This is a genomic window from Paenibacillus sp. J2L1-98 (genome assembly GCF_056269405.1).
The window spans coordinates 615100-638415 of sequence record NZ_JBWDNW010000001.1; the positions used below are offsets into that span (position 1 = coordinate 615100).

Sequence of the window (23316 nt, forward strand, 5' to 3'; positions counted from 1 at the left end):
CAGGTTAGCATCACGCATACCTGCATCGTACAGAGGCTGTCATTTGCAATCAATTAGACATTATTGATTGCGGATTTCGTTAGACTTGCACATTTTTAACGGATTAGCACTTTATTGACGGCGGCTTAAGCCGCTTATTCCGCTTGGCTTAGCTCGCGATACCTGCTTGGTGTCATGCCCTCCAGCTTTTTGAATATCCGGTTGAAGTAGCTGTGCTGATAGCCGACCTGCTCGGCGACATCATTAATTTTGAGACCGGATTCCCGGAGCAGCTCCTTCGCCTTATCCATGCGGAGCCCGGTCAAATAATCGATAAAGTTTTTGCCGGTCACCTGCTTGAACGATTTGCTCAAGAAAAACGGATTCGTGCCGATATGATCGGCACAATTGTCGAGCGAAATATCCTTCATATAATTTTGCTGCAAATAAATCATCGCCTGCTCGATCAGCCTCTTCACCTGAGAATCGGAACGCCCGCCAAGCTCCTTCAGAAACGGTTCGCAAACGCGGTCTTGGAACCAGCTCAAAATAAGCTGCGGCTCCCGTATTTGCGAAAGCTGCTCATACATATTCACGCATTTGAACAGACGGGTCGGCTGTATCCCGGAAACCATAATGGCATGCTGAACGCTTCCGAGCAGATGCAGCATCCCCTGCTGTACATCGACCGCCTTTGCCCCTTTGCACGACAGCGTATCGAGAAAAGCGCGCAACAGCTCGCCAGCATCCGCCGCCTGTCCGGTTCGCAGCGCCTGAATGAATTCCCGCTCCAGCGTAAACGGATATTGCGGCTCCTCGCTCCCGTCTCCGCGGGCATGCAGCTGTCCGATATCGATCAGCTGATTTTCGTTGCCGAAATTCCGCTGGCTTGCCGCATGCTTCGTCTCTTCAAACGATAAAGGGATATTCGAAACCGCATCTGCAGGCTCGCTTATGGCAATCGTAAGGCGCATGTTCAAAATATGATTGACCGCATGCGTCAGCTCCCCGCCAAAAGCCTGTAGCTCCGAAGCGTACGAGCCGTCCTTCGGTACGATCAGCAGCAGTCCTGCCGAAAGATCATGGAAATTAATCGTTTTGCTTTGCTCAAAATGCTGAGCCGCGAACTCCTCGATCATATTGACCGCAGCAAATGTGACAAGCCCCTCATCCCCGTATTTGAATTTCCCTTCAAGGCTGGTCATTCCTGTCAATTGCATATAAATGACGATAAACCGGTGGTTATCCACCTTCCACTTGTAGCGCTCCATCCTTCCAAGCAAATCCTCTTCCGAATACGCATACAAATAGCCTTGCAGCAGCTGATGCAGGAAGCTTTCCTTCACGTAAGGGAGCTGCTCCGAGAGCTTGGAATGGAGCTCTGTGCTTTCCCTGTTCAAGTTATGCCATTGCCGCTCGATGAGCGAGAACTCGTCCCCGTTTTCCTGCGGCAGCGATTTGCCCGCCATAAGCACAGTCAACAGCCGATTGACGGGCGAGTAAATCGTACGCGACGCAAACCATGCAAGCAGAGCAGCCAGCAGCAAAGCGCTAAGACTGACCGTAAAAATGATTTTGGATATGAAGACGACAGGCGCCGTAATGCTCGTAATCGGAGAAGCCGAGACATAGGTCCAGCTGTCCGAAATTCTTGAGAACTTGCCATACGTAACGGTAAAGGTAGATCCGCTCCAATCGAAGAAGAAGGAGCCCTCGTCACGGTCCTTAGCCGCTATCTCTTCTCTTAAAGCAGCAACGAAGGGCGATTCAATACCGTTTCCGCCTGCAGAGGCAAACAGCTTGCCGTTATCCTGCAGAAAAAACGTTTCACCGCCGTCATAGGGAGTCATCGAACGCAGCATGTCCCCCACTTTCTCGTTATCCAGACGGATAAGCAGCGCCCCAAACGGCTTTAAGCTCCCACCGGGTATATGGTGAACCAGCGTCAGTTCCTTCGCCTGAGGACGCTGCGGATCAAACGCCGCTTCGGTCCAATAAGTTACTTTATCCGACCGCAGCAGATCCTCATAAAGGTCTTGAGCCGGCTTAGCCGAAAGCGGCGCATACTCAGGATCGAACAAGACGGGCTGCTCATCCCCTCCGAGGTATAGCTCAACCAGCTTGTTAATCGTATTCGAGCCCTGCATAACGAGCAGCGTCTTCGTAATGTCCCTCGCCTTCTCGAAGTCTTGAATAAAGTTACGGCTTTCGAGGCTGTAATCGAATTTGGAATCAAACGCCCAATGGGATAATGTCAGCTCCAAATTCGTTAATTGCGTGTCTATGTTCCGAGCCCTCTGTTCGATCTGCTTGTTGTGCAATTGCAGCAGCTCGCTTTCCAGCCGCCCGCCTGCTATCCCGTAAACGAGCGCGCCTGTAATAAGCCCCGGTATGCTGGCTACGATAAGAATCATAATTAAGCTTTTCCGGTAAAAGCGACCTTTCGCTCCGCTTTTTCCTTTTTTGCTGAGCACGAGCTTCAAGTTCATTTCCTTTAGCATATTCTCACCAACCGAATCAGATATGTATTTTTCAAACCTCAACCGCTTATGTAAACGCATTCAATTCTATTGTCCAAGAATATATCGCATCGGGGAAATGAACAAGTCCTTTTTTCAGTATTTCTATCATTCCGTAGAACTACGGCAATAGACAGAAGACCCGTTTTGTCGCAAACGGGCTCTGCCTATTGTATACTGCTGATTTATTTGCCGGCTGCGTACAGCTCATTCATTTCTTTGATCAGATCATCGCCGCCGCTCTTCTTCCACAGCTCGAGTGCTGCCGTGAAGCCCGCTTCGTCCAGCTGTCCAACGATAAATTTAATGCGGGCGTCATTGAGAATGTTATCCAGCTGCGCCCCTTTCTCCGTGTATACCTTAGATATGAACGGTTCCGCAGGATTGGTAACGATATACTTCACATTCTCCTTCTGCAGCTCCGTTTGCTTCAGCCTCAGCGGTGTCTGCTTCACTTTTTTGGCGCGGTCCTCAGGAATAAAGGTGAGCATTTGATTGAGACCCTCCACCTCGGATTCCATAAGCACCGTATCCTTGCTGACTACAACCGAATCCTCTTCAATCGTATGATGCTTGCCTTCCAAGCCATAGCCGAGCATCGTCTGCAATTCCGGCGCATTAAGCTGATCGATGAACGTCAAAACGCGCTTCAGCTCCTCCTCCGTCTTTACCGCCGATTTTGGAATGGCCAGCATGCCGGCAAATCCGGAGGTCGGCAGCGTATGCAGCACGCCGGCAGCATCCTTCACGCCGCCGAACACGTCCACGAAATGAACATCCGGCTGATCCTTTCCTGCAGCAGCCAGCGCAGCGTGAATTTTGTCGTCGACGCGGGCCGCGCCATCCACGACGTCTATAATAACTCCAGCTTGATTGTTCACGAGCGGATCGGTCCATTTCGCGGAATCCATAATGGCGAAATCCTGATTAATGAGCTTCTCGTCATAAAGCTTTTTCATAAATTTTAACGCCTCGAAATATTCCGGCGTCAAGTGGTCCGGCACGAGCTTGCCGTCCACTTCTCCCCATTTATTGGGTGCGCCGAACCAAAGTTTAATGTTGTCGAAGCCGCTCGCCCAGCCTCCTGTCCATTTCACAAGCACCAGTCCGTATGTGTCCGGCTTGCCGTTTTTGTCCGGATCCTGCTCTTTAAACGCTTTCAACATGTTGTAAAAGTCATCAATTGTCTCCGGTACGGGCAAGCCTACGTTGTCGAGCCAGTCCTTTCTGTAATAAACGCCGTTTCGCCCAAGGGCGCGGCCGCGATAAATGCCATAGTTTTTTCCTTCTATGGAGGAATTGTTTAAGATGACCGGATTAGCGCCGCTAAGATTCGGATAATCCTTCAAATAGCTGCCGAGCTCCCAAAATGCGCCTGATTTGGCGGCATTCACGAAGCTGGGCGATTTCACATCGGGTACATACATGATGGCCGGAAGCTTGCCAGACGCAAGCGTAATGTTAAATTTGTCCACATATGAAGCATTCGGCACCCACTCGAAATGAATGTCCGTGTTCGTGCTCTTCTCGAGCTCTGCTGCGACCGGACTATCGTCCTTCGGATAATTCGTTTTGAAAATCGGCAGCATGATGTTGAGCTTGAGCGGCGTTTCCGCTTTGCCGCCTGTATTCGCCGGTGCCGCATCTGGCGACGCCGTGCCCGGCCCCCCGTTATTTGCTCCGTCGTTTTGCTGCGTACATCCGATAAGCGTACCCGCAGCAAGCGTGCCGGCCAGCAGCAGCGAAGCCCATTTATTCACTTTGTTTCGATTTCCTTTCATGCATGTACCTCCCTTAGATAGTTGTATTATATCGTAAAATCGTCTGCCAGCGGTCAAGCTGCTGTCCGGCAGGCGAATGTTACCGCAGTTAGCCCTTGATGGATCCAATCAGGACACCTTTGGCAAAATGCTTCTGGAGGAACGGGTAGACGAGCAAAATCGGAACGGTGCCGACAACGATAACGGCCATTTTGACCGATTGATCCGGCGGCTTGACGAAATTTGGATCCATCGCGTTCAAATCTCCTGCAGCTGCCTGCGACAGCAGCACGATTTGGCGGAGCAGTACCTGAAGCGGCCACTTCTCCGGGTTATTGATATAGAGCAGCGCGGCAAAGAAATCATTCCAATGCCCTACCGCATAAAACAGCGTAAAGGTTGCAAGCACCGGCTTTGAGAGCGGAAGAACGATTCTCCACAACAAGCCGAGCTCCGTGCAGCCGTCCATTTTTGCCGCCTCTTCTAATCCTGGCGGAAGCTCCTGGAAAAAGTTCTTGACGATAATCAAATTAAATGCGCTAACTGCTCCGGGCAAAATAAGCGCCCAGTAGGAATCCAGCAGCGCCAGCTCGCGGATGACGAGATAGGTCGGTATCATCCCGCCCCCGAACAGCATCGAGAAGACGACGAGGTTAAGCACCGTATTGCGGCCCATCAGGCTGCGCCGGGCGAGCGGGTAAGCCATCGTTACGGTAAAGAATAAATTGACCGCCGTACCGAGAATGGTGACGTACATCGATACGCCGATGCTTTTCATAATCGTATTGGTTGAAAATATAAATTCGTACGCTGCCAAGGAAAACGTTTCCGGAATGAGAAACACCGCTCGCTTCGTCAGCTCGGCATCGGTTGCAAACGAGCCCGAGATGACATAAATAAACGGGACAATCGCAGCGATTGCGAATACGCCCAAAAAAATATAATTGGCCACGTCGAATATCGTTCCTGGAACCGTTCTGTATGTTTTCGCCACTATGATGCTCCCTTCTCTCGCTTATCCGTTTAATAGAGTCCGGATTGTCCGAATTTTTTGGCTAAGTAGTTGCTTCCCAGCACGAGAATGACGCCGATAACCGCTTTAAACAAACCGACTGCCGTACTGTAGCTGAATGCTCCCTGCGTAATCCCCATCATATAGACGTAAGTATCGAATACCTCGGCGGCCTCGCGGTTGAGCGGGTTAAGCATCAGATAGATTTGCTCAAAGCCGTTCTCAAGCACATTGCCCATTCGCAGAATGAGCAAAATAATGATCGTGCTGCTGATCGACGGAAGCGTGATATGCCAGATTTGCTTCCAGCGGTTAGCCCCGTCCATTATGGCCGCCTCGTACTGCTCCACGTCGACAGCCGCAAGCGCCGCCAGGAAAATGATCGTGCCCCAGCCGCATTCCTTCCAGATGGTTTGAAGGATAATGATCGGCCGGAACCAATCGGGGCTTGCCAGAAACTCTATTTTTTGCCCCGTATAAGCATAGAGCAGCTCATTGACAGGACCGCCTGCCGTCGTCAAAAATACGTACGTCATACTCGCCACGATGACCATCGAAATAAAATGCGGCACGTAAATCAACGTTTGAACCGATCGTTTGAAGATGGCAATCCGCACCTCATTGAGCAAAATCGCTAAAATGATGGGCGCCGGAAAGAAAAAAAGCAAATTATAAAAGGATAGGAGGAGCGTATTGCGCAGCAGCATGAAAAACTCGGGATTCGAGAAAAACAATCTGAAATGCTCCACGCCCACCCATTCGCTGTTCCAGAAGCCCGTATAAGGCTGGTAGTTTTTGAAGGCGAGCAGAACGCCCCACATCGGAACATATTTGAAAATTAAAAAATAGAGCAAGCCTGGCAGCAGCAGAAAGTAGAGCCATTTGTCCTTTTGCAGCCTGCTCAGCAAGCTCGGCCGATATATGGAAGATGGCCGTTTAAGATTTTGAGCTGCAACCTGCTTCATCATCGTTCACCTCCGGGTGTCGTTTATCGCCTCGCTGGCGATGTAACCCCATTATGCGAGAAGCGTATGATTTCCAGCAATTAGACATTATTGTGCCCGGCACAGCTGGGCTTTTGCGGTGCCGGGCAAGAAAGTGCAAAGCGTGCAAAACTATCGCAATCACGAATGAAGGCGCGCCAAAAAAATCCAATTTTAAGCGTTTTCCCATTTATTTACAGTAAAAGAAAACACGATGGAAAGGGAAGGTGTTCACGGAATAGAGACAATCATGTGCACGCCAACAACTGCGACTTGTGGAGAAATATAAAACGGGGAGACCTTTTGGATTATGGAGACGAGCCCGTCCTTTAGCGGGTCATTGGCAAGCAGCGCAGTACCTCATCCAATCGGATATGTGAGAACAGAAGCCGTCGTGGCAACGCACTTGGCGCAGACGGCTTCTGCTGCTGGCACTTGAGACAGAAGCCGCATGGCTCTGTCCTCTGCGCACGGGGAAAACCAACAATCGGCTACCAAATCGTGCTGGGGGTCTGGCGGAATCTGGATCGCGGGGCCGTTGACCGGCGGACGTACAGAGCAGCATACCATTCCTACCGATGCCGCGCTTGGGGCGCTGGAGAAAGAAGCAGGTGCAGATACCGTCTATATGTATCCGATGGATGATGATACGGGGGTGTTGCTTTCGGAATTTCCGCACCGCTTGGGATGCGGAGCGCCGTTTTCGAGCCGCGCGAGGCGGCCGCGTGCCTGCTAGAGCTTGGACGTTATGAATACCGGGTCATCCGCTTTTAAGGTCCCGCCTAGCAAACGTATCAACCGCGTTTCGATACAACCCGCTTCTCCAGCGCATAAAGCTCGTCCTCGAGCGTCTGCATCTTCTCGAGTACGGCTTTGCGCGCGTCCTGAATGGCATGATTGTACACATGCGGCCCAATTTCTTGGATCATAAAATCAATCAGCTGCTCCGCTGCGATCGATCCGATCGTCTCCGATCGTTCCAGCTCGAAATACTGTTGAATACTCGAAGTCAGCTGATCCTTTTGTTCCTTCGGCAGTTTCATTACTAACATGCGTTATCCCTCCAATTGTCCCTTAAGAACGGTTACTGCTTGTCCCGACAAATAAACCCGCGCGCCATCCGGTCTCACCTTCACGATGCCGCCGCGCTCCGATGCCTGATAGCCGACAAGCTCGTCTTTGCGAAGCCGCTTTGCCCAATATGGCGCAAGCGCGCAATGAGCTGAGCCCGTTACGGGATCCTCGTCGACGCCCGTGCCGGGATAAAAGGCCCGTGACACGAAGTCATAAGGGGAGCCTGATGATCGGCTCGTCACAATGACACCGCGGGCTTCCAGCCGGGCAAGCAGTCCGAAATCCGGACGCAGCGTACGAAGCGTCGCCTCGCTGTCCACCTCGACGAAATAATCCATCCGGTTGCGGCCGACGAATCTCGGAATGAGCCCCAAACCTTGCACAAGCTCCTCTGGCGCAACGGCTGCTGCCGGCGGCTCGGCCGGAAAATCCATATCGATCCAATCCCCTCTAAGCGTAGCCGTTAATAATCCGCTTCTCGTCATGAAGCGCGCCGTTTCATGACGGGGCAACCTGCCCGATTCCCATAATACATGTGCGCTCGCAAGCGTCGCATGTCCGCATAAATCGACCTCTGCCTCAGGTGTAAACCACCGTAAATGATAGCTCTCCGCCCCAGCCACAAGGAAAGCCGTTTCCGAAAGATTCATCTCTGCCGCAACCAGCTGCATCCAGCTTTCATCCTGCGGCTGCTCCAAAAAGCAGACGGCAGCCGGATTGCCTTTGAAGCGTTCATTTGTAAAAGCATCTACGATATACAGCGCATAACTCATCGTTCTATCCTTCCTTTCTTTGCCCTGAACAAAAAAAGAGCCTGCTTTCGCAAAACGGGAGCGAATGTCATCCATTCCATACTCCGTTCGATTGCGCGCAAGCACTTTATATAGGTTATCCTTTGAGCGGAATAAGCAATTCTACCGGCTCTTCCTCCAAATGATGCTCGTCGATATAAAATACTTCTAACGATACGGCATTTTCTTGCTTCTCTAGCCGCATTTCGTTTATCCAAGTATGAAGCTGCTCATACCCTTCGCCGATTCTTTTGTTGGAGCAGGCTACCATCGCGTAACGATGCTCGGGAATCGTGAACTGCACCATTCCGGGTGGCAGCTCCTCTTGATGCTGCACCTCATAGCAAGCCCAATAAGTTGCAAACACTTCATTGCCGAAATAAGGACTGTACAGCACCGTAGATTTGGCAGCGTCATTCAGCTCGTGCTTGCGCTTCAAAAACTCGGTTTGCAGCCGAATGGCCTCATCCGGAAAGGATGAATACGGGCCACAGTAGCTAATTCCTGCCAAATGGAGCGCAGGCTTTGATACGATTGAGCAGTTTTCCACGCGGTTTCCTCCTTCGGATCTGTCAGGACTTTTGCGCTAGGATGAGCTTTCTCTGCCCATAGTGTATCATGCTTTACTAGTATATGGATAGTCGTTTCAACTTTAATCCTTCCGGCTGCAAATTGTACAGGCCGCTTGGCGGGCGCTACTCGTTTTCCAGCCGCTTCATGAACTCTTCGACCGCGCTATAGCCTTGCTGCTTCAGGTACCAGTTGTTCGCCGCTGCCTCTATTAATCCCGCAACATCTCTTCCCGGCTGCAGCTGAATTTCGATATGCGGAATTTGCACACCCATATATTGTGTAAACTTAGGCTCCAGCTCCAAATCGTTGTTCAGCTCATTGTCCCGCCACTTGGTGAGCTCGATGTCCAGAACGATGCGCGTCTCATCCTGAAAAGCCGTTCTGCCGTACAGCCTTACAACATTAATGAGACCGATGCTGCGCAGCGCGAGAAACTCCTTCGTCTTCCCGTTATGGGTGCCGAGCAGCGTTTGCGGGCTTAGCTTCTTCAAAACGACGATATCGTCCGCGACCAGCCTAGATCCCCGTTTGATCAGCGTATGGGCGGTTTCACTCTTTCCGATGCCTGACTTGCCGCGCAGCAAAATGCCTATCCCCGACACGTTCAGGCAAATGCCGTGTATCGACATTTCCGGGGCCAGTGTATTAAGCAGGTAAGTATCCAGCATGCCGAGAAATTGTGCGGTCGGAACCTTTGTACGCAGTAAGGGGATGCCTTCCTGGTCGCAATATTTGGTCAAATATTTCAGCCCTTCCTGACCTGCGGTGACGACGAAGCAGGGCGGATGATATTTAACGATGTTGCCGATATGGTGATTTCGCTCATCTTCGGTTAAGGTGTGCAAATACGTAATTTCCTTCCTGCCCAAAATCTGTACATGCTCCTGCGGGAAAAAATCAAAATAACCGGTAAATTCAAGCCCTGGACGATAAGCTCTCGCTTTCAGAATGGGCCTGTCAAGCTGATCGGCTCCCGCCAGCACCTCTAATGAGAATCGCTTGATAAGCTCACTTACTGCTATTGATTTCAATGCGCTGTTCCCCCTTTGTCGTCGTTTTAATCATATTCAACATGGCATCTCTTTTCCCTGCTGCTACGAGCCCGTAGAACGATAGTGACGAACCCCGATGCGCCATACGAGGAGACAGGGCAAAATGAAGAGGATTCCCGCTGCGGGCGCCAGCATATACGGCCAATCATTTCCAGACGTTTTATCTAACAGGTAAAGCAAAGGCAAATAGTTGACGCAGCCGAAAGGTATGATGAACGTAAAAAAGCGCGTGACCCATTTCTGGTAAATACCTAGCGGATACTGGGCCATTTCCCTTCCGCCATCGGTAAAAATATTAGCGATCTCCAGTCCTTGAATCGTCCAGAAACACATCGTTGCGGCCAGCATGAAGATACCGGTAAAAATAAATACGCCGCTCGCAACCATAAAGACGAGGGTAACCACCTTAAGCAGCGTCCACTCCAAGGAAAGCCGGCTGATCGCCCAGCAAAGTACGATAACGCTTTGCAGCAGCCGTCCCACACGAGTGAATTCGAACTTCGAGCCAAGCACCTGCAGGACCGTGCTGCGCGGACGTACCAGCACTCGATCAAAATCGCCATTCCCCACCAGAGACGAGAACGAATCAAAGCCCCGGGCAAAGCACTCGCTAATGGCAAACGCCATATGGATAATGGCGAAACAAAGCGCCACCTCATGAAAGGCCCACCCCTTGATTTGCCCGAATCGCTCAAACAGGAAATACAAACCGGCAAATATAGAAAACGGTACGAGAAATTGCCCGATGGAGAGCAGCCAAAACGAAGTGCGATACTGCATCTGCGACTTAAACAAGATCAATATATATTTTCCGTACAATCTCATTAACGTTACCCTCCATTTACGACTACTCTGCGTAGTGCCTTGGCCATTGCCAATCTGCCGAGTCCTACCAATACCAGAAACCAAATGATCTGAATCGCGATGCCGGCAAGCGCTTCCTCCTTCGGAATATGTCCGGAATAGACACGAAACGGAAAATCGGCTGTCCAGCGGAAGGGGAGCATATAAACAATGCTTTGCAGCCACGAGGGCATAAGCGGAACCGGTATGACCATACCTGCCAGAAACTCGCCGATCACGCCAAACATAAGCAGCGAGCCTGCGGGGGACAACGTAACGAAGACGGATATGTACATCAGCATCGAGATCGAAACGATCAATAGCAGCCCGAGTATAAGCGCAGCGATAAACAATAGAAAGGCAAACGGGTCTGACGGAAGCGGCATCCGATAGGGCTGCGGCAAAATAAATGCAACGGTTACAATCGGCAAGCTTCGCAAAAGCGCGCTCGCGAGCCGCTGCGCAAGCAGCTTGGCATACCATAAGCCATAGATCCCGCTAGGCCTGCAAAGCTCATAAGCGATATTGCCTGTCGTAATAAGCTGAAACAGCTCATTGTCGCGGAACCACAGCATGACAAAGGCAAGAAAGGCTTGCTGCAGCCACACATAGGTGATGAGCTGGGTTAATGAAATGGGAGGCTGCACAGTCGCCCCGCTATAAAACGCCTCAAAGACCATTATGATGACGAAACCCCAGAAAAATTGGGTTGCTATACCCGCAAGCGCAGCGGTGCGGTATTGCAGCCCGTTCGAGAGGCGCAGCTTGAAAACCGACATATAAGCCTTCATTATATTTGATGCTCCTTATACAATTGAACGATCATATCCTCGATCGGCAGCGTATCAATTGCCACATCAAGAAGCTCCACCTGTGCGGATAGACGGATCAGCACCTCTGAAATAACGACCTGCTCCGTATCCACGCTAAGCACAGCCCGCTCGGGCGACCATGCTTCCATAACCGTGCCGGGCACTTGAAAAGGCTCCGCTTGATGGCTGTATACGGCCGTAATGGTTTTTCGCGTCCCGAACTGATCGCGAATGGCGCTCACGCTGCCGTCATAAAGCTTCTTCCCTTTGCCGATCAGAATAATCCGCTTCGCCAGCGCCTCAATGTCATTCATGTCATGAGTCGTCAATATGATCGTGACGCCCTTCTCTTCATTAATGGTGCGTATGAACTTTCGTACCGCTATTTTGGATACGGCATCGAGGCCGATCGTAGGCTCGTCCAGAAACAGCACGCTCGGGCTGTGCAGCAGCGAAGCTGCGATTTCGCAGCGCATCCGCTGCCCTAGACTTAATTGTCTTACCGGGATCTGAATGATGTCCTGCAGCTCGAGAGTTTCCGTTAGCAAAGACAAGGTGCTTCTGTACTCCTGCTCAGGCACCTTGTAAATATCCCGAAGCAAATCGAAGGAATCGATGACCGGCACATCCCACCACAGCTGGGAGCGCTGTCCGAACACCACACCGATATGCTTCACATATTCGACCCGGTCCTTCCAGGGCGTGTACCCCATGATCGTGCAGGAGCCGCTGTCGGGTACGAGTATGCCGCTCATCACTTTGATCGTCGTTGATTTCCCTGCCCCATTAGGCCCGATGTAACCGACAATCTCACCCGGCTCAATCGTGAATGAAATATCGTTAAGCGCTTCCACGACTTTGTATTCCCTTTTAAATAGAGCCTTTACCGCCTGTCTTACGCCAGAAGAACGTGTTGCAACCTGATAAGATTTACTTAAACCATCGATTTTTATCACGCAAGTTACCTCCGTACAAGATTCAAGAGGGAAATATTAACATCGAAAATAAGGCGTGTCAATAAAAAATCGCTCTTTTTCCGCCGGGAAGGCCGATAAAGAGCGATTCATATGTTGTATGGCGATTAGGTTTTATTAAAAATTGAAGACGAAGTCATCGTCATTCAGCGGCTCGACGTGAATCGTACGTACATAGCCATTACCTTTTTTGGAGAAGAAATCATGCTGCTTCGTGTGCGTGCTGATGCCGTTGAACACGATCGGGTTAACCGGCTCCTCAGGGAAGTGCGGCTCCATGCCAAGGTTCATAAGCGCTTTATTCGCATTGTAGCGGACGTAGACATTCACTTCCTCAGCCAGGCCGACAGGAGCATACAAATGCTCGGTGTACACGATCTCGTTCTCGTACAGCTCGTTCAGCAAAGCATAAACTTCGATCTGCAGCTGTGCTTGCTCCTCAGGGCTAAACGTCTGGAACAGCTCTTGCGCAAGAACGCCAACGTATAAGCCATGAATGCTCTCGTCACGCAAAATCAAATCGATAATCTCGCCGCTGCTTGTCATTTTGCCTTGACCAGCCAAGTAGAGCGGGTAGAAGAAGCCGCTGTAGAACAGATAGCTTTCCAGGAATACGGAAGCTGCCATTGCTTTATACAGCTCTTTCGGACCCGTGATGTTTGAATACCAGGAAGAAATCAGATTTGCTTTCTTCTGCAGCTGTTCGTTTTGCTCCACCCATTGGAAGATTTCGTCGATCTCTTCTCCCGAGGCAAGCGTTGTGAAAATGCTGCTGTACGATTTCGCATGGATTTGCTCCATCATCGACATAAATGACAGCACCGCTTTACGCTGTAAGCCGTCCACATGCTCCAAAATTTTCGGCATGCCGACGCCGCCTTGAATCGTATCGAGCAAAGTCAGGCCGCCGAGCACGTTTTTGTACAGCGTGCGCTCAGCATCCGTCATTTCCATCCAGTCCATTTTATCATCAGATAACGGAATTTCTTCATCCGTCCAAAATTGCATCACATTTTGCTGCCAGAATGTTAATGTAAAATCGTCATCCGGGCGATTCCAGTTTACAGCTTTCATTTGGTGAGCTCCTTCTTTGCTACGTGAGCGTCTATTAAAATTGAACTTAAACTGCGCAGCTCGTGCATTCCTCAACAGAAAGCCGCTTCGTTCTTGTGTAATAGAGCGATTTAAGCCCTTTTTGCGCGGCATAGACGTAGAAGCGCGCCAGCTCGCGAGTCGTCACATTACTATTAACATGCAACACGGATGAAATGCCTTGGTCAACGTGCTGCTGAATTTCTGCAATTAGATCAATCAGTTTGAACTGATCGATGTTGTAAGCCGATTTATAGTAGAAGTAATTATCTTGCGACAAGTACGGCATTGGGTAATACGTTGTCGAGTTCGCATACGTGCGCGTTTCAATATGCTCCACGATCGGCATAACGCTCGAAGTTGCGTTTTGGATGTACGAAATGCTTTGTGTCGGCGCAATCGCCAGACGGTAAGCATGATACAGGCCGTGCTGCTGCACTTTCTCTTTTAAGGCAGCCCAGTCCTCAGGCGACGGAATTTCCATGCCCTCGAACAATTCCTTTACTCTATCCGTTTTTGGACGGAAATCGTTCTCTACATAACGAGTGAAATAAGTGCCCTTCGCATATTCGGAACGGTCGAAATCTTTGAACGTAATGCCGCGCTCTTTGGCGATCTCCATGCTTTGCTCGATGGAGTAGTAGTTCATCATCATAAAGAATACGCCGGCAAAATCTCTCGCTTCTGCGCTTTCGTAAGCGATTTTGTTTTTCGCCAGGTAGCCGTTCAGGTTCATCGCGCCAAGACCGACGGAATGCAGCTCCTCATTCGCTTTGCGAACGCCCGGAGCATTGTCGATTTTGGATAAATCGCTGACAGTCGTTAATGCTTCGATGCCGACATGAACCGATTCCTTCACTTTCTTGTGCTCCATCACATTAACGATGTTAAGCGAAGCAAGGTTACAGCTGATATCGCGCCGAATGACATCCTCGTTACCGTAATCCTTAATTTCCGAAGTCTCCTGCAGCTGGAATATTTCCGTGCATAGGTTGGACATTTTTATGGAGCCGATATCCTTCAAAGCGTGAATGCTGTTGGCATTCGATTTGTTCATGATGTATGGGTAGCCGGATTCTAGCTGAATCGAGGCGATTTTTGTCAGCATGTCGCGTGCGTTCATAACTTTCTTCTTCGTTACAAGCTCGTTAGCGAGCAACTCTTCGTACATCTCATCCATATCCATGTCATCAAGATGCTTGCCGTATGCCTTCTGAACGGAATGTGGTCCGAACACGAAGAGCGGCTTGTTTTGCGCAGCTAGCTCATAAAATTTATTCGGAATAATAAGGCCGATCGACAACGTTTTAATGCGTGCCTTCTCGTCGGCGTTAATTTTTTTGCAATCCAGGAATTCGATAATGTCCCAGCCGAAAATATTATAATAGCCGGCTCCGGAGCCTTTGCGTTGTCCCATTTGGTCTGCGTAGGAGAATGCGTCCTCCATCAGCTTCAGCACCGGCATAATGCCTTTCGCTGCGCCTTCTACGCCTTTGATCGGCTCACCGCGTCCGCGAAGCTTCGACAGGTTGACGGCTACGCCGCCCCCGATTTTGGAGAGCTGCATACATGTGCCCAGTACGTAGTTAATGGAATTAAGAGAGTCGTCCATTTCGAGCAGGAAGCAGGAAACCATTTCGCCGCGGCGGCTCTTGCCCGCGTTCAGGAAAGTCGGAGTGGCTGGCTGCAAGCGTTGGTCGATCATCGCATCGGCTATGCGGAGCGCTCTAGCCGCATCGCCTTCGCCAAGATGCAGGGCAACAATCGCTACGCGATCGGAATATTGCTCTAAATATTGAGATTTGTTGTTGGTCTTCATCGCATAGTCCTTGTAGAACTTCGATGCTGCCATGTAGGATTGGAATTCGAAGCCGCTGTTCGAGGTTAAAGTGAAGACTGCCTCAACCTGTTCGTACGTATACTTCTCGAATACATTATCGTAATAATCGTTCTCGATCAAATAATCCAGCTTGTGGCGAAGGGAGTCGAACTTCACGCTCTTCTCTTCTACTTCCTCCATAAATGCGGCAACAGCCTCTTTATCTTTATCCAGCTGGTAAAATCCATCTGCACCGCGCTGCATCAATTCATTATTAAGCTCAATATGCTTCAATGGTTCGCACCCTTTCGACAAAATGTTGCGTATCTTGACTCGTACCTGACAATTCAAACTTCAGAATCACGGGAACATCATACAATTGCGAGATCGTGTCCGCGCTTTTGGCGAACCCGGTTCCCCAGTTACGGTTGCCGCTGGCGGAAACGCCGCGGAGCATTCCGGAGTTGCTTTCGAGAAACGAAGTCACCTTCTCCGGCACCTGACCGAACCCTGTCGTATACGTGACCAGCACGAACGGCTCGTCCACTGCTTCCTGCTCATCGATAGGTACCGCACGCATATTCAATTTTTTGATGAACCGCTTGACGTTACCTGTTTTGGAATCATAGACGACTAGCATTGCACGTTCGCTCCTTTTCTGAATTCAAGCAATTAAAAAGCGCTTCTGACTAGCATTTCCGTCAGTAGCGCTTGTTCATGATTTACCGATGGTTAATCACTGAAGGCACCTATCTACATCAATATGTAGTTGATGTTTTTGATTCTACATCAATATATAGGAGTAGTCAATGAAAATTATGGAGATAATATTAATCTATTTTTTTGACGCACTCGACTATTTTAACAGATGCTTGTATGATGGGATAGTGACATTTTATTGCTATTTTGGAGGCCCTGATGGACGCGAAAACACCCGCAGAACAAATACGAGAAACGGTAGAGAAACTGTTCAAGGATGCCGGATACGCGGCGCCTGAGCTGCTTGCCTATATCGAAAAACTAGAAAATGACCATGAGCAAATGAGCCAATTGATCAAAAAAATGAAGCTAGATTCGGTACGGAAAGCGTCTGCCGCGGCAGGGATGAACAGCCGATTAAAGGATGCGCTCCGGGAATAAATATCGTACCGGAACACTATATCTAGATACAGATAACTAGCTGCAACCAATAAATTCAGTAAACTGACAGCACTCGTTCACCAAGCAGGCGGATGTCGATAAAATATTACAACTAACCGCAAAATACGACAATTCTCGTGTTTTTACACATTATGCAGCGGCCGGCTAAAGTGTTTCTCCTACCGGACAAACATCCATCACTCCCCGTAAAAAGGACGAATCTCAAAAACAGATTAGCCCGCAAGATAAATAACTGACTTAATTAAACTATTAAATGAACATGCAAAAATGGTTGAGCAGCATAGTTGGCCTGCTCAACCATTTTTTTTGATACGCAGTCTTCTTCAGCAGCATTAGGATAAACGGATGCCATAGGCCTCTGTTTCCGTGCTTACAGCCGCCTTTCGACGCTGCTCAGACGCCGATCCCGCTCTGCAGGCACACATGTGTGCTTACAGACCACCAAACTTGGGCTGCAATTTCGCTGTAAGCGCATATAAGAGCTTACAGCTGTTAAATATGAGAATCTGTCAAATCTGAACTAGCTGAATAAAGAGAGGTGTCCCATATATAGTCTGGTTAGACCATAGGAACACCTCTTGCTTAGCGCTACTCTATTTGACAGCTGCAAAAAACAGACGCTCCGACTCGCTGTCCGCAGGCTGCAGCTCGAAATCAGCATAACGGTCGACGGTGTGGAAGCCCGCGCGCCGCAAGGCCGCCTCGATCCAGTCTGGATCGTAAGCGCGCTGTACATGCGATTCCTCGAAACGGTGAAACTTCGAATCGCGGTCGCGTGAGAAGATCGTTAAATGATGCTCAATCTCGCAGCGCTCCTCTTCGAAATCGCAAGTCCATATATAGGCCACATCCCGCTCGTCGAGCACAAACGGCTGCTCCTCCGCATAACGGATGAGCTGCTTAGGAGGATGCATGTCGAACAGGAAAGTTCCTCCGCTGCGCAAGCCTGCATAAGTAGAACGGAAAGCAGCCTCGATATCGGCCTCCTCCGTCAAATAGTTCAAGCAATCGCAAAACGAAATGACCGAATCAACAGGCTCCTGAAGCTCCCACTCACGCATATCCTGCTGCAGCCACCGGATGGAACCTGAACGCGGTCTTGTGACCAGCTGAGGCGTCTCATCCCACTTGCTGCGGGCAACGGTGAGCATGTCCGAGGACAGGTCAATGCCGTAAACCTCGAAGCCCGAGCGGGCAAGCGGAATGGATAGGCTTCCGGTGCCGCAGCCAAGGTCAACGACAGTCGAAGGCATCCCGTAGCGCGACCAGCCGGCTCTTGCGAAGCCAAGCCAATCCGCATAAGGCATGTCCTCCATAAGCTGATCGTAGACCGTCGCGAACTGTCCGTAAGAACTCGTCATTGCTCATCAGCTCCTTCAGCTTCGGAGCCTGAAGTTTTTGCTTGTTCCTCCGCTTCCCCTGAAGGCTCAACAGCCAAATACGTCCAGCTGCCCTTCTGGGTGACCAGTCTTTCTCGCATCAGCTTTCCTAAAGCGCGTTTGAAAGCACCCTTGCTGATTCCGAATTTTTGTTTAATAATGTCGGCATCTGTCTGATCGGAGTACGGCATCCCGCCGCCTGGTCTTTCTTTGATAAAGGCAAGTATGCGGTCTGCATCCTCTACCCGTCCAATCTCCTTGCGCTGCGCCATCGAGAGATTGGCTCTTCCGTCTTCGCGGATAAAGGTTACGCGCGCTTTCACACGCTCGCCAAGCCGAAGCGGTCTGATGCGCTCGGCGCTTGGAATAAGCCCGTAGACGCCAAAGCCTACTACGCCGCCATCGATGATGACAAACGAGCCGAGCTGCAGCGTCTTCGTTACCCAGCCCTCAACCCATTGGTTGTTCCAGCTCTGCGGCGCGGGAAATACAAGCTCAGAAAGCTCTTCCTCAAATGCTATTTTCGCGACTAGTCTTCCGATTTTATCATGCTTCATTACGACAAATACTTCATCGCCGGGAAGCGGTCTATAGTCAATGCTCTCCGGCAGCTCCGAAAGCGGCAGCAGCAGCTGCCTGCCTAAGCCCATCTCCAGAAAGCAGCCAAGCCTCGGATGGACGTCCGCAACCTTTAGCCGGGCAAGCTCGTCGAGCTGAAGAAGAGGCTTCTTCATCGTTGCCGCCAAACGGTCCTCCGAGTCATAGAATAGAAAAGCTTCCACGTGGTCGCCGATTTTCGGCTTAGATCCAACGAGCTCGGTATAGTGCATAAGCACATCAAATTCTCCGTCGCTCAAGAAATAACCGTAGGGCGACACTTCGCGTGCCACCCTTAACGTTTGCGTAGTTCCGGCTACAAAGCTCATGCGAACTCCACAACCTTCGCATCGGACCAGAGGCGCTCTATGTTATAATATTCACGCTCATCGCGATGGAATACGTGAACGATTACATCGCCGAGATCGATCAGCACCCATCTGGCCGAATCCATGCCTTCAATGCCGCGTACGCGGTTTCCGTTTTTCTCCGCCTGCTTGCGGATTTCGGTCGCGATCGCCTGAACCTGCGTATCCGAGTTACCGCTGCAAATGACGAAATAATCCGCCACCAAGGAAATTTCTTTTAAATTCAACGCAACGACCCGACCCGCTTTCTTGTCTTCCGCTGCTGCAACCGTGATTTGAAGCAATTCATCCGAATGTACCGCCATAGCTCAGCCTCCTGTTAAATATTATTCCAACAAATCATTTCGCGCTTCTATCGTTAGCGGAAATATACGTTTCCCCTTTTCTAATAAGAAAGAAATCGTAGAGTTAAAGCCTGCGAGCAGCGCCTGGTCCAAAAATTGCTCGCTTAGCTCGCGAATATTCGACACGCCCGGAAAATCCCGCCCAGGCTCCATATAGTCAGCCAGACATACGATTTTCTCAAGCTTTGTCATTCCTCTTCGCCCCGAAGTATGGTACCGGATAGCATCCAGCACCCCAGCATCCGATATGCCATATTCATGCTCTGCCACCCAAGCCCCGACGGGAGCATGCCATAGCTCCTTATCGTAGTCCAGCAGTACGGACGGTAATGCTTGATCACGAATGACCTTCTCCATCCGCTCTACCTTCCAATATTTAGCTACGTCATGCAGAATGGCTGCAAGCTCGGCGCGAACGGGATCCTCGCCGAATCTCTCAGCAAGAATGACCGCAGTTTCCATAACTCCCTGCGTATGTAGCCATCTTCGCTCCGGCATCTCCGCCTTCACCTTGTCGATCATTTGCTCACGATTCATACAGCTTGTACCTCCTCATGAAGCTATTCACGGAATCCGGCACTAAATATTGAACGGATAGTCCCGCACTCGCCCTGCTTCTTATTGCAGTTGATGAAATGTCGATTGCGGGCATATGAATCAGCTTTATTCGCTCCTGCAAAAAAACCGGCAGCTCAGCGATGTTGACGGGATCGGAAGGACGCTCTAATCCGATAAATGTAATTCGAGCGGCAAGCTCCTCTATTTGATACCATTGCGGCAGATCGTTTATCCGGTCTGAACCAATAATGTAGGAAAATGAATCATTCGGATAATGTCTCTGCAGCTCCCTGATCGTATCAAAGGAGTAGCTTACTCCGCCGCGCTGCAATTCAATGTCCAATGCGCGAAAAGCCGGATTGCTTTCAATTGCACCGCACACCATCTCGTAGCGTGTCTGTCCGCTAACGCCAGGTTCACTCGCTTTGAGCGGAGGACCGTATGACGGAATGAACCATACCTCATGCAAATCACATTGCTCGCGCGCCGTTTCCGCGGCGATCAAATGACCGATATGGATGGGATCAAAGGTTCCGCCCATAATACCAATCTTACTCACTTGCCTCAGCTCCTCCTTACATAGAGCAAAAATGGGCTAACTTAGCCGATTCGCTAATTAGTATGCCCTTTATCGCAAGATGTCGAATCCTTAGCTAAAGCTCCAAGCCCTAATTATTATTTACGGGCAGGACTTGGAAGCTCGATTTGTTTGTTGTCCTTGGATTCTTTGTAGAGGACGATCGTTTTGCCGATGACTTGAACGAGCTCGGCACCTGCTGCTGCTGCCACCTCTGCTCCGATTTCCCTCGGGTCATCAAGACAGTTGTTGAGAACGGATACTTTAATGAGCTCGCGCGACTCGATAGCCTCTTCGATGTGACGGACAAGGTGATCGTTCGTTCCGCCTTTGCCGACCTGAAAAATAGGCGTCAAATGGTGGGCAAGTGATCTTAAATAACGTTTTTGTTTACCTGTAAGCATGTATGTGTTCCTTCTTTCATCTCGATGTTTCGTCTGTTTAATTACAATTATAAAATAGCCGGGTTAGCTAAGCAGTGCCGCCAGCACGGTCTCCCGCATAGCTGCGACCGGTGCAGGCTGGCCTGTCCAATATTCGAAGGCGTAAGCGCCCTGATAGATGAACATGCCGAGGCCGCCGTGGATACGGCAGCCGCGCTGCTCGGCCTGCTGCAAAAATTTTGTTTTTAACGGATTGTATATTAAATCGCTTGCGACCGCGCCAGGCTTCAGCCAGTCCCCATCGACAGGCGTCTCGTCAATATTCGGAAACATCCCTACGGATGTCGTGTTAATAACGATATCCGCTTGCCGGCAAGCCTCTTGCAGCTCTTCGTTTGAGATCGCATCTATTTCCGCAAGGTCTTGAAACGACGACGCAAGCTCTTTGGCACGATCTACTGAACGGTTAGCTATCGTGATGCGGGCAGGCTTCTCATTCGTCAAGGCATATACGATGCCGCGAGCCGCTCCGCCTGCGCCGATAACGACGATTCGTTTGCCCGCAAGCTCGTTCTCCGCTTCTTCCTTCAGAGAACGTACATATCCGATACCATCCGTATTATAACCGATGAGCCGTCCTGCATCGTTCACGATCGTATTAACCGCACCGATCGCTCGCGCACCGGGGTCGATCTCATCCAATACGGACATAATGTCCAGCTTATGAGGTATGGTGACATTGACGCCTTGAATGCCCATTGCCCGTACCCCTGCCGCGAAATCAGCTATGCGGTCGCCCGTTACGTGAAAAGCGGCATAAACGCCGTTAATTCCCGTTTCCCGAAAGGCGCGGTTCATCATGATAGGTGATTTTGAATGACGAATCGGATTGCCAATTACGCCGAACAAAAGGGTGTTGCTGTCGATCCGGTTTCCTGCGCCCATATTCGTCACAGTGAATTCCCCTTCCAAAGCCATGTGTTTAAATCATCGAATCGCGAAGCATGACCTTAACGCCTTTCGGCGCATAAATATCAATGAGAGCTCCGCCGGTTCCGTTTACTTGAATCCAGCCGAGACCGGAGATGAACACATCCTTATTCACTCCGCGCTTCACGCGAAGTGAATGTCTGGTCCACGCCGGGATGTTCTCCAGCTCCTCAAGCGTAGGTCCGCCAAGCAGTTGTCCGCGGTGATCCGCATAAAGCTCATCCGCGCGTTCAAGCTTTGTCCGGTGCATATTAAGCGCATTGGATACGTAAAACGTAAAGGATTGGCGGTCGCCCTCAACAAAATCAAATCGGACGAGGCTGCCGATAAACAGCGTCTGTCCAGCATTCAATTGATAGACGAGCGGTTTAATCGGCTTGTCCGGCAATAGGGAGCCAAGAAAGCTGCGCGGCACGACTTCCGTCATCCGCGTCGAATATACGATACCCGGCGTATCGATAATCGCCTTTCCGTCCTCAAGCGGAATATGAACCGCATCAAGCGTCGTTCCCGGATAACGGGATGTCGTAAGCTCGCGCTCCATGTCGCTGTAATCGCGAATAAGTCGATTGATTAATGTGGACTTGCCGACATTCGTTGCGCCGACCACGTAGACGTCGCGGCCGTTTCGGTAATGCTCTAGCGCTTCAATGACCCGCTCGAAGCCCATATTCCGCTTCGCGCTGCACAATACGACATCTACCGTGCGCAGTCCCTCTTCCTTTGCCTGCTTCTGAACCCAGTTCCGAAGCCGGTTGACGTTCATCGCTTTCGGCAGCAGATCGATCTTGTTTACGACGAGCAGCACCGGATTATTGCCGACAAAACGCTGCAGGCCGGAGATTAAACTTCCCTCAAAATCGTACAAATCGACAATGTGCACGACGAGGCTATCCGTGCTTCCAATGCTGCCGAGCAATCTTAAGAAATCATCCTGATCAACCGCTACGGATGAAGCTTCATTATAATTGCGAATGCGGAAGCATCGCTGGCAAATCACCTCATCGCGTCCGTTAGCCGCTTTCGGCAAATATCCAGGCAGTTCAGGACTTTGTGTCTGCAGCGCCACGCCGCAGCCCGCACATGAACCGGATGCCTGACTAAGCTGTTGTTCCTTCACTTTGTTTCCCCCTCATACCATAACCCTTTTTTCCTCAAACGCGTTAATGCAAACCGTTCAATCCGGCGATTCACCCGCGTCATAATCCCTTCATCAGCAGGTGCGATCGGCGTAACTAGAATGGTGTACAGCCCCATCCGGTTGCCGCCAAGCACATCCGTCAGCATTTGATCGCCGATAACGACAGTATGCTCCGCAGACAGCCTCAGCACGCTAAGCGCTTTCCGGAACGATTTGCCTGCCGGCTTGCGAGCGGCATGAATATATGGAATATTCAGCGGCGCCGCGAATTTCCCTACACGCGTTTCATTATTATTAGATACGATAACAACCTGAAAGCCCCGTGAGCGCACGTAATCAAGCCACTGCACAAGCTCAGGCGTTGCTAACGCCTCCTTCGCACCGACGAGCGTATTATCCAGATCCGTAATGATGCCGCGAACACCTCTTGCATGCAGCTCATCTAAGTTAATTTCATAAACTGTATTGACGCGCATATGCGGCAACAGCCGTTCAAACATAATCGATATCCCTCTGCTTTCTGCCTGCTATCTTA

General features: G+C 50.4%; 24 protein-coding genes and 1 pseudogene. 2 read left to right on the forward strand and 23 right to left on the reverse strand.

Features of this window, described 5'->3' with window-relative positions:
- Positions 1 to 134: 134 nt before the first annotated feature.
- From AC0YNZ_RS02910 to AC0YNZ_RS02925, 4 genes are all read right to left on the reverse strand, one after another.
- The gene (locus AC0YNZ_RS02910; protein ID WP_475825180.1) at positions 135 to 2480 is read right to left on the reverse strand and encodes a helix-turn-helix domain-containing protein; all 2346 of its coding nucleotides are present in this window, start codon (positions 2478 to 2480) and stop codon (positions 135 to 137) included.
- 203 nt (positions 2481 to 2683) lie between these two features.
- Positions 2684 to 4279, reverse strand: coding sequence for an extracellular solute-binding protein (locus tag AC0YNZ_RS02915; RefSeq protein WP_475825181.1), 1596 nt, complete (start codon positions 4277 to 4279; stop codon positions 2684 to 2686).
- A gap of 88 nt (positions 4280 to 4367) precedes the next feature.
- A complete protein-coding gene (locus tag AC0YNZ_RS02920) occupies positions 4368 to 5252 on the reverse strand; it encodes a carbohydrate ABC transporter permease (RefSeq protein WP_475825182.1) in 885 nt (294 codons plus the stop codon).
- Positions 5253 to 5281: 29 nt separating this feature from the next.
- Positions 5282 to 6235, reverse strand: a complete 954-nt coding sequence (locus AC0YNZ_RS02925) for an ABC transporter permease (RefSeq protein ID WP_475825494.1) — start codon at positions 6233 to 6235, stop codon at positions 5282 to 5284.
- Positions 6236 to 6517: 282 nt separating this feature from the next.
- On the opposite strand from AC0YNZ_RS02925, the pseudogene AC0YNZ_RS02930 reads away from it, so the two are divergent.
- Positions 6518 to 6961 (forward strand): annotated as a pseudogene (locus AC0YNZ_RS02930) (beta-galactosidase); the annotation flags it as partial.
- 86 nt (positions 6962 to 7047) lie between these two features.
- Here AC0YNZ_RS02930 and AC0YNZ_RS02935 read toward each other — a convergent pair.
- The 10 genes from AC0YNZ_RS02935 to nrdI all read right to left on the reverse strand — a co-directional run bounded on the left by AC0YNZ_RS02935 (position 7048) and on the right by nrdI (position 15923).
- Complete coding sequence (locus AC0YNZ_RS02935; RefSeq protein ID WP_475825183.1) at positions 7048 to 7305, reverse strand: DUF2164 domain-containing protein; 258 nt, start codon at positions 7303 to 7305, stop codon at positions 7048 to 7050.
- Between the two features lie 3 nt (positions 7306 to 7308).
- Positions 7309 to 8100, reverse strand: coding sequence for a PhzF family phenazine biosynthesis protein (locus tag AC0YNZ_RS02940; RefSeq protein ID WP_475825495.1), 792 nt, complete (start codon positions 8098 to 8100; stop codon positions 7309 to 7311).
- 115 nt (positions 8101 to 8215) lie between these two features.
- Positions 8216 to 8668 (reverse strand): GyrI-like domain-containing protein, encoded by a 453-nt coding sequence (locus tag AC0YNZ_RS02945; protein ID WP_110769329.1) that lies wholly within the window; start codon positions 8666 to 8668, stop codon positions 8216 to 8218.
- A 145-nt stretch (positions 8669 to 8813) separates the two neighbouring features.
- Positions 8814 to 9722: an HPr(Ser) kinase/phosphatase gene (gene hprK / locus AC0YNZ_RS02950; RefSeq protein WP_475825184.1), complete on the reverse strand. Its 909-nt coding sequence runs from the start codon at positions 9720 to 9722 to the stop codon at positions 8814 to 8816.
- A gap of 63 nt (positions 9723 to 9785) precedes the next feature.
- Positions 9786 to 10568, reverse strand: a complete 783-nt coding sequence (locus AC0YNZ_RS02955; RefSeq protein ID WP_475825185.1) for an ABC transporter permease — start codon at positions 10566 to 10568, stop codon at positions 9786 to 9788.
- 5 nt (positions 10569 to 10573) lie between these two features.
- Positions 10574 to 11377, reverse strand: coding sequence for an ABC transporter permease (locus AC0YNZ_RS02960; protein ID WP_475825186.1), 804 nt, complete (start codon positions 11375 to 11377; stop codon positions 10574 to 10576).
- Positions 11377 to 12354, reverse strand: a complete 978-nt coding sequence (locus AC0YNZ_RS02965; RefSeq protein WP_475825187.1) for an ABC transporter ATP-binding protein — start codon at positions 12352 to 12354, stop codon at positions 11377 to 11379. Before AC0YNZ_RS02965 ends, AC0YNZ_RS02960 begins: the two co-directional genes overlap by 1 nt.
- A gap of 135 nt (positions 12355 to 12489) precedes the next feature.
- The gene (nrdF, locus tag AC0YNZ_RS02970) at positions 12490 to 13446 is read right to left on the reverse strand and encodes a class 1b ribonucleoside-diphosphate reductase subunit beta (protein WP_110769333.1); all 957 of its coding nucleotides are present in this window, start codon (positions 13444 to 13446) and stop codon (positions 12490 to 12492) included.
- A 46-nt stretch (positions 13447 to 13492) separates the two neighbouring features.
- Positions 13493 to 15577: a class 1b ribonucleoside-diphosphate reductase subunit alpha gene (gene nrdE, locus AC0YNZ_RS02975; RefSeq protein ID WP_110769334.1), complete on the reverse strand. Its 2085-nt coding sequence runs from the start codon at positions 15575 to 15577 to the stop codon at positions 13493 to 13495.
- Positions 15564 to 15923, reverse strand: coding sequence for a class Ib ribonucleoside-diphosphate reductase assembly flavoprotein NrdI (gene nrdI / locus AC0YNZ_RS02980; protein ID WP_475825188.1), 360 nt, complete (start codon positions 15921 to 15923; stop codon positions 15564 to 15566). Before nrdI ends, nrdE begins: the two co-directional genes overlap by 14 nt.
- Positions 15924 to 16201: 278 nt before the next feature.
- Here nrdI and AC0YNZ_RS02985 point away from each other — a divergent pair, with 278 nt between their 5' ends.
- Positions 16202 to 16423: a hypothetical protein gene (locus tag AC0YNZ_RS02985; protein ID WP_475825189.1), complete on the forward strand. Its 222-nt coding sequence runs from the start codon at positions 16202 to 16204 to the stop codon at positions 16421 to 16423.
- Between the two features lie 614 nt (positions 16424 to 17037).
- Here the strand turns inward: AC0YNZ_RS02985 and AC0YNZ_RS02990 are convergent.
- The 9 genes from AC0YNZ_RS02990 to AC0YNZ_RS03030 all read right to left on the reverse strand — a co-directional run bounded on the left by AC0YNZ_RS02990 (position 17038) and on the right by AC0YNZ_RS03030 (position 23281).
- A complete protein-coding gene (locus AC0YNZ_RS02990; protein ID WP_475825190.1) occupies positions 17038 to 17805 on the reverse strand; it encodes a class I SAM-dependent DNA methyltransferase in 768 nt (255 codons plus the stop codon).
- Positions 17802 to 18749: a CvfB family protein gene (locus AC0YNZ_RS02995; protein WP_475825191.1), complete on the reverse strand. Its 948-nt coding sequence runs from the start codon at positions 18747 to 18749 to the stop codon at positions 17802 to 17804. The genes AC0YNZ_RS02990 and AC0YNZ_RS02995 overlap by 4 nt, the downstream gene beginning before the upstream one ends.
- Positions 18746 to 19093 (reverse strand): ribosome silencing factor, encoded by a 348-nt coding sequence (rsfS, locus tag AC0YNZ_RS03000; RefSeq protein ID WP_110769339.1) that lies wholly within the window; start codon positions 19091 to 19093, stop codon positions 18746 to 18748. Before rsfS ends, AC0YNZ_RS02995 begins: the two co-directional genes overlap by 4 nt.
- A 21-nt stretch (positions 19094 to 19114) precedes the next feature.
- Positions 19115 to 19669: a bis(5'-nucleosyl)-tetraphosphatase (symmetrical) YqeK gene (gene yqeK, locus AC0YNZ_RS03005; protein WP_110769340.1), complete on the reverse strand. Its 555-nt coding sequence runs from the start codon at positions 19667 to 19669 to the stop codon at positions 19115 to 19117.
- The gene (nadD, locus tag AC0YNZ_RS03010) at positions 19659 to 20231 is read right to left on the reverse strand and encodes a nicotinate-nucleotide adenylyltransferase (protein ID WP_475825496.1); all 573 of its coding nucleotides are present in this window, start codon (positions 20229 to 20231) and stop codon (positions 19659 to 19661) included. Before nadD ends, yqeK begins: the two co-directional genes overlap by 11 nt.
- Positions 20232 to 20365: 134 nt before the next feature.
- Positions 20366 to 20671, reverse strand: coding sequence for a ribosome assembly RNA-binding protein YhbY (yhbY, locus tag AC0YNZ_RS03015; RefSeq protein WP_056632661.1), 306 nt, complete (start codon positions 20669 to 20671; stop codon positions 20366 to 20368).
- A 63-nt stretch (positions 20672 to 20734) separates the two neighbouring features.
- Complete coding sequence (gene aroE / locus AC0YNZ_RS03020; protein ID WP_475825497.1) at positions 20735 to 21595, reverse strand: shikimate dehydrogenase; 861 nt, start codon at positions 21593 to 21595, stop codon at positions 20735 to 20737.
- 37 nt (positions 21596 to 21632) lie between these two features.
- Positions 21633 to 22760 (reverse strand): ribosome biogenesis GTPase YqeH, encoded by a 1128-nt coding sequence (yqeH, locus tag AC0YNZ_RS03025; protein WP_110769342.1) that lies wholly within the window; start codon positions 22758 to 22760, stop codon positions 21633 to 21635.
- Positions 22757 to 23281: a YqeG family HAD IIIA-type phosphatase gene (locus tag AC0YNZ_RS03030; RefSeq protein ID WP_110769343.1), complete on the reverse strand. Its 525-nt coding sequence runs from the start codon at positions 23279 to 23281 to the stop codon at positions 22757 to 22759. Before AC0YNZ_RS03030 ends, yqeH begins: the two co-directional genes overlap by 4 nt.
- Positions 23282 to 23316: the final 35 nt, after the last annotated feature.

What these genes read in the sequence shown, in the direction of transcription:
- AC0YNZ_RS02910 (WP_475825180.1), bottom strand. Translation starts at nt 2,480, where the DNA reads ATGCTAAAGGAAATGAACTTGAAGCTCGTGCTCAGCAAAAAAGGAAAA.
- AC0YNZ_RS02915 (WP_475825181.1), bottom strand. Translation starts at nt 4,279, where the DNA reads ATGAAAGGAAATCGAAACAAAGTGAATAAATGGGCTTCGCTGCTGCTG.
- AC0YNZ_RS02925 (WP_475825494.1), bottom strand. Translation starts at nt 6,235, where the DNA reads ATGAAGCAGGTTGCAGCTCAAAATCTTAAACGGCCATCTTCCATATAT.
- AC0YNZ_RS02935 (WP_475825183.1), bottom strand. Translation starts at nt 7,305, where the DNA reads ATGTTAGTAATGAAACTGCCGAAGGAACAAAAGGATCAGCTGACTTCG.
- AC0YNZ_RS02940 (WP_475825495.1), bottom strand. Translation starts at nt 8,100, where the DNA reads ATGAGTTATGCGCTGTATATCGTAGATGCTTTTACAAATGAACGCTTC.
- AC0YNZ_RS02955 (WP_475825185.1), bottom strand. Translation starts at nt 10,568, where the DNA reads ATGAGATTGTACGGAAAATATATATTGATCTTGTTTAAGTCGCAGATG.
- AC0YNZ_RS02960 (WP_475825186.1), bottom strand. Translation starts at nt 11,377, where the DNA reads ATGAAGGCTTATATGTCGGTTTTCAAGCTGCGCCTCTCGAACGGGCTG.
- nrdF (WP_110769333.1), bottom strand. Translation starts at nt 13,446, where the DNA reads ATGAAAGCTGTAAACTGGAATCGCCCGGATGACGATTTTACATTAACA.
- nrdI (WP_475825188.1), bottom strand. Translation starts at nt 15,923, where the DNA reads ATGCTAGTCGTCTATGATTCCAAAACAGGTAACGTCAAGCGGTTCATC.
- AC0YNZ_RS02985 (WP_475825189.1), top strand. Translation starts at nt 16,202, where the DNA reads ATGGACGCGAAAACACCCGCAGAACAAATACGAGAAACGGTAGAGAAA.
- AC0YNZ_RS02990 (WP_475825190.1), bottom strand. Translation starts at nt 17,805, where the DNA reads ATGACGAGTTCTTACGGACAGTTCGCGACGGTCTACGATCAGCTTATG.
- AC0YNZ_RS02995 (WP_475825191.1), bottom strand. Translation starts at nt 18,749, where the DNA reads ATGAGCTTTGTAGCCGGAACTACGCAAACGTTAAGGGTGGCACGCGAA.
- rsfS (WP_110769339.1), bottom strand. Translation starts at nt 19,093, where the DNA reads ATGGCGGTACATTCGGATGAATTGCTTCAAATCACGGTTGCAGCAGCG.
- yqeK (WP_110769340.1), bottom strand. Translation starts at nt 19,669, where the DNA reads ATGAATCGTGAGCAAATGATCGACAAGGTGAAGGCGGAGATGCCGGAG.
- nadD (WP_475825496.1), bottom strand. Translation starts at nt 20,231, where the DNA reads ATGGGCGGAACCTTTGATCCCATCCATATCGGTCATTTGATCGCCGCG.
- yhbY (WP_056632661.1), bottom strand. Translation starts at nt 20,671, where the DNA reads ATGCTTACAGGTAAACAAAAACGTTATTTAAGATCACTTGCCCACCAT.
- aroE (WP_475825497.1), bottom strand. Translation starts at nt 21,595, where the DNA reads ATGGGCGCAGGAAACCGGATCGACAGCAACACCCTTTTGTTCGGCGTA.
- AC0YNZ_RS03030 (WP_110769343.1), bottom strand. Translation starts at nt 23,281, where the DNA reads ATGTTTGAACGGCTGTTGCCGCATATGCGCGTCAATACAGTTTATGAA.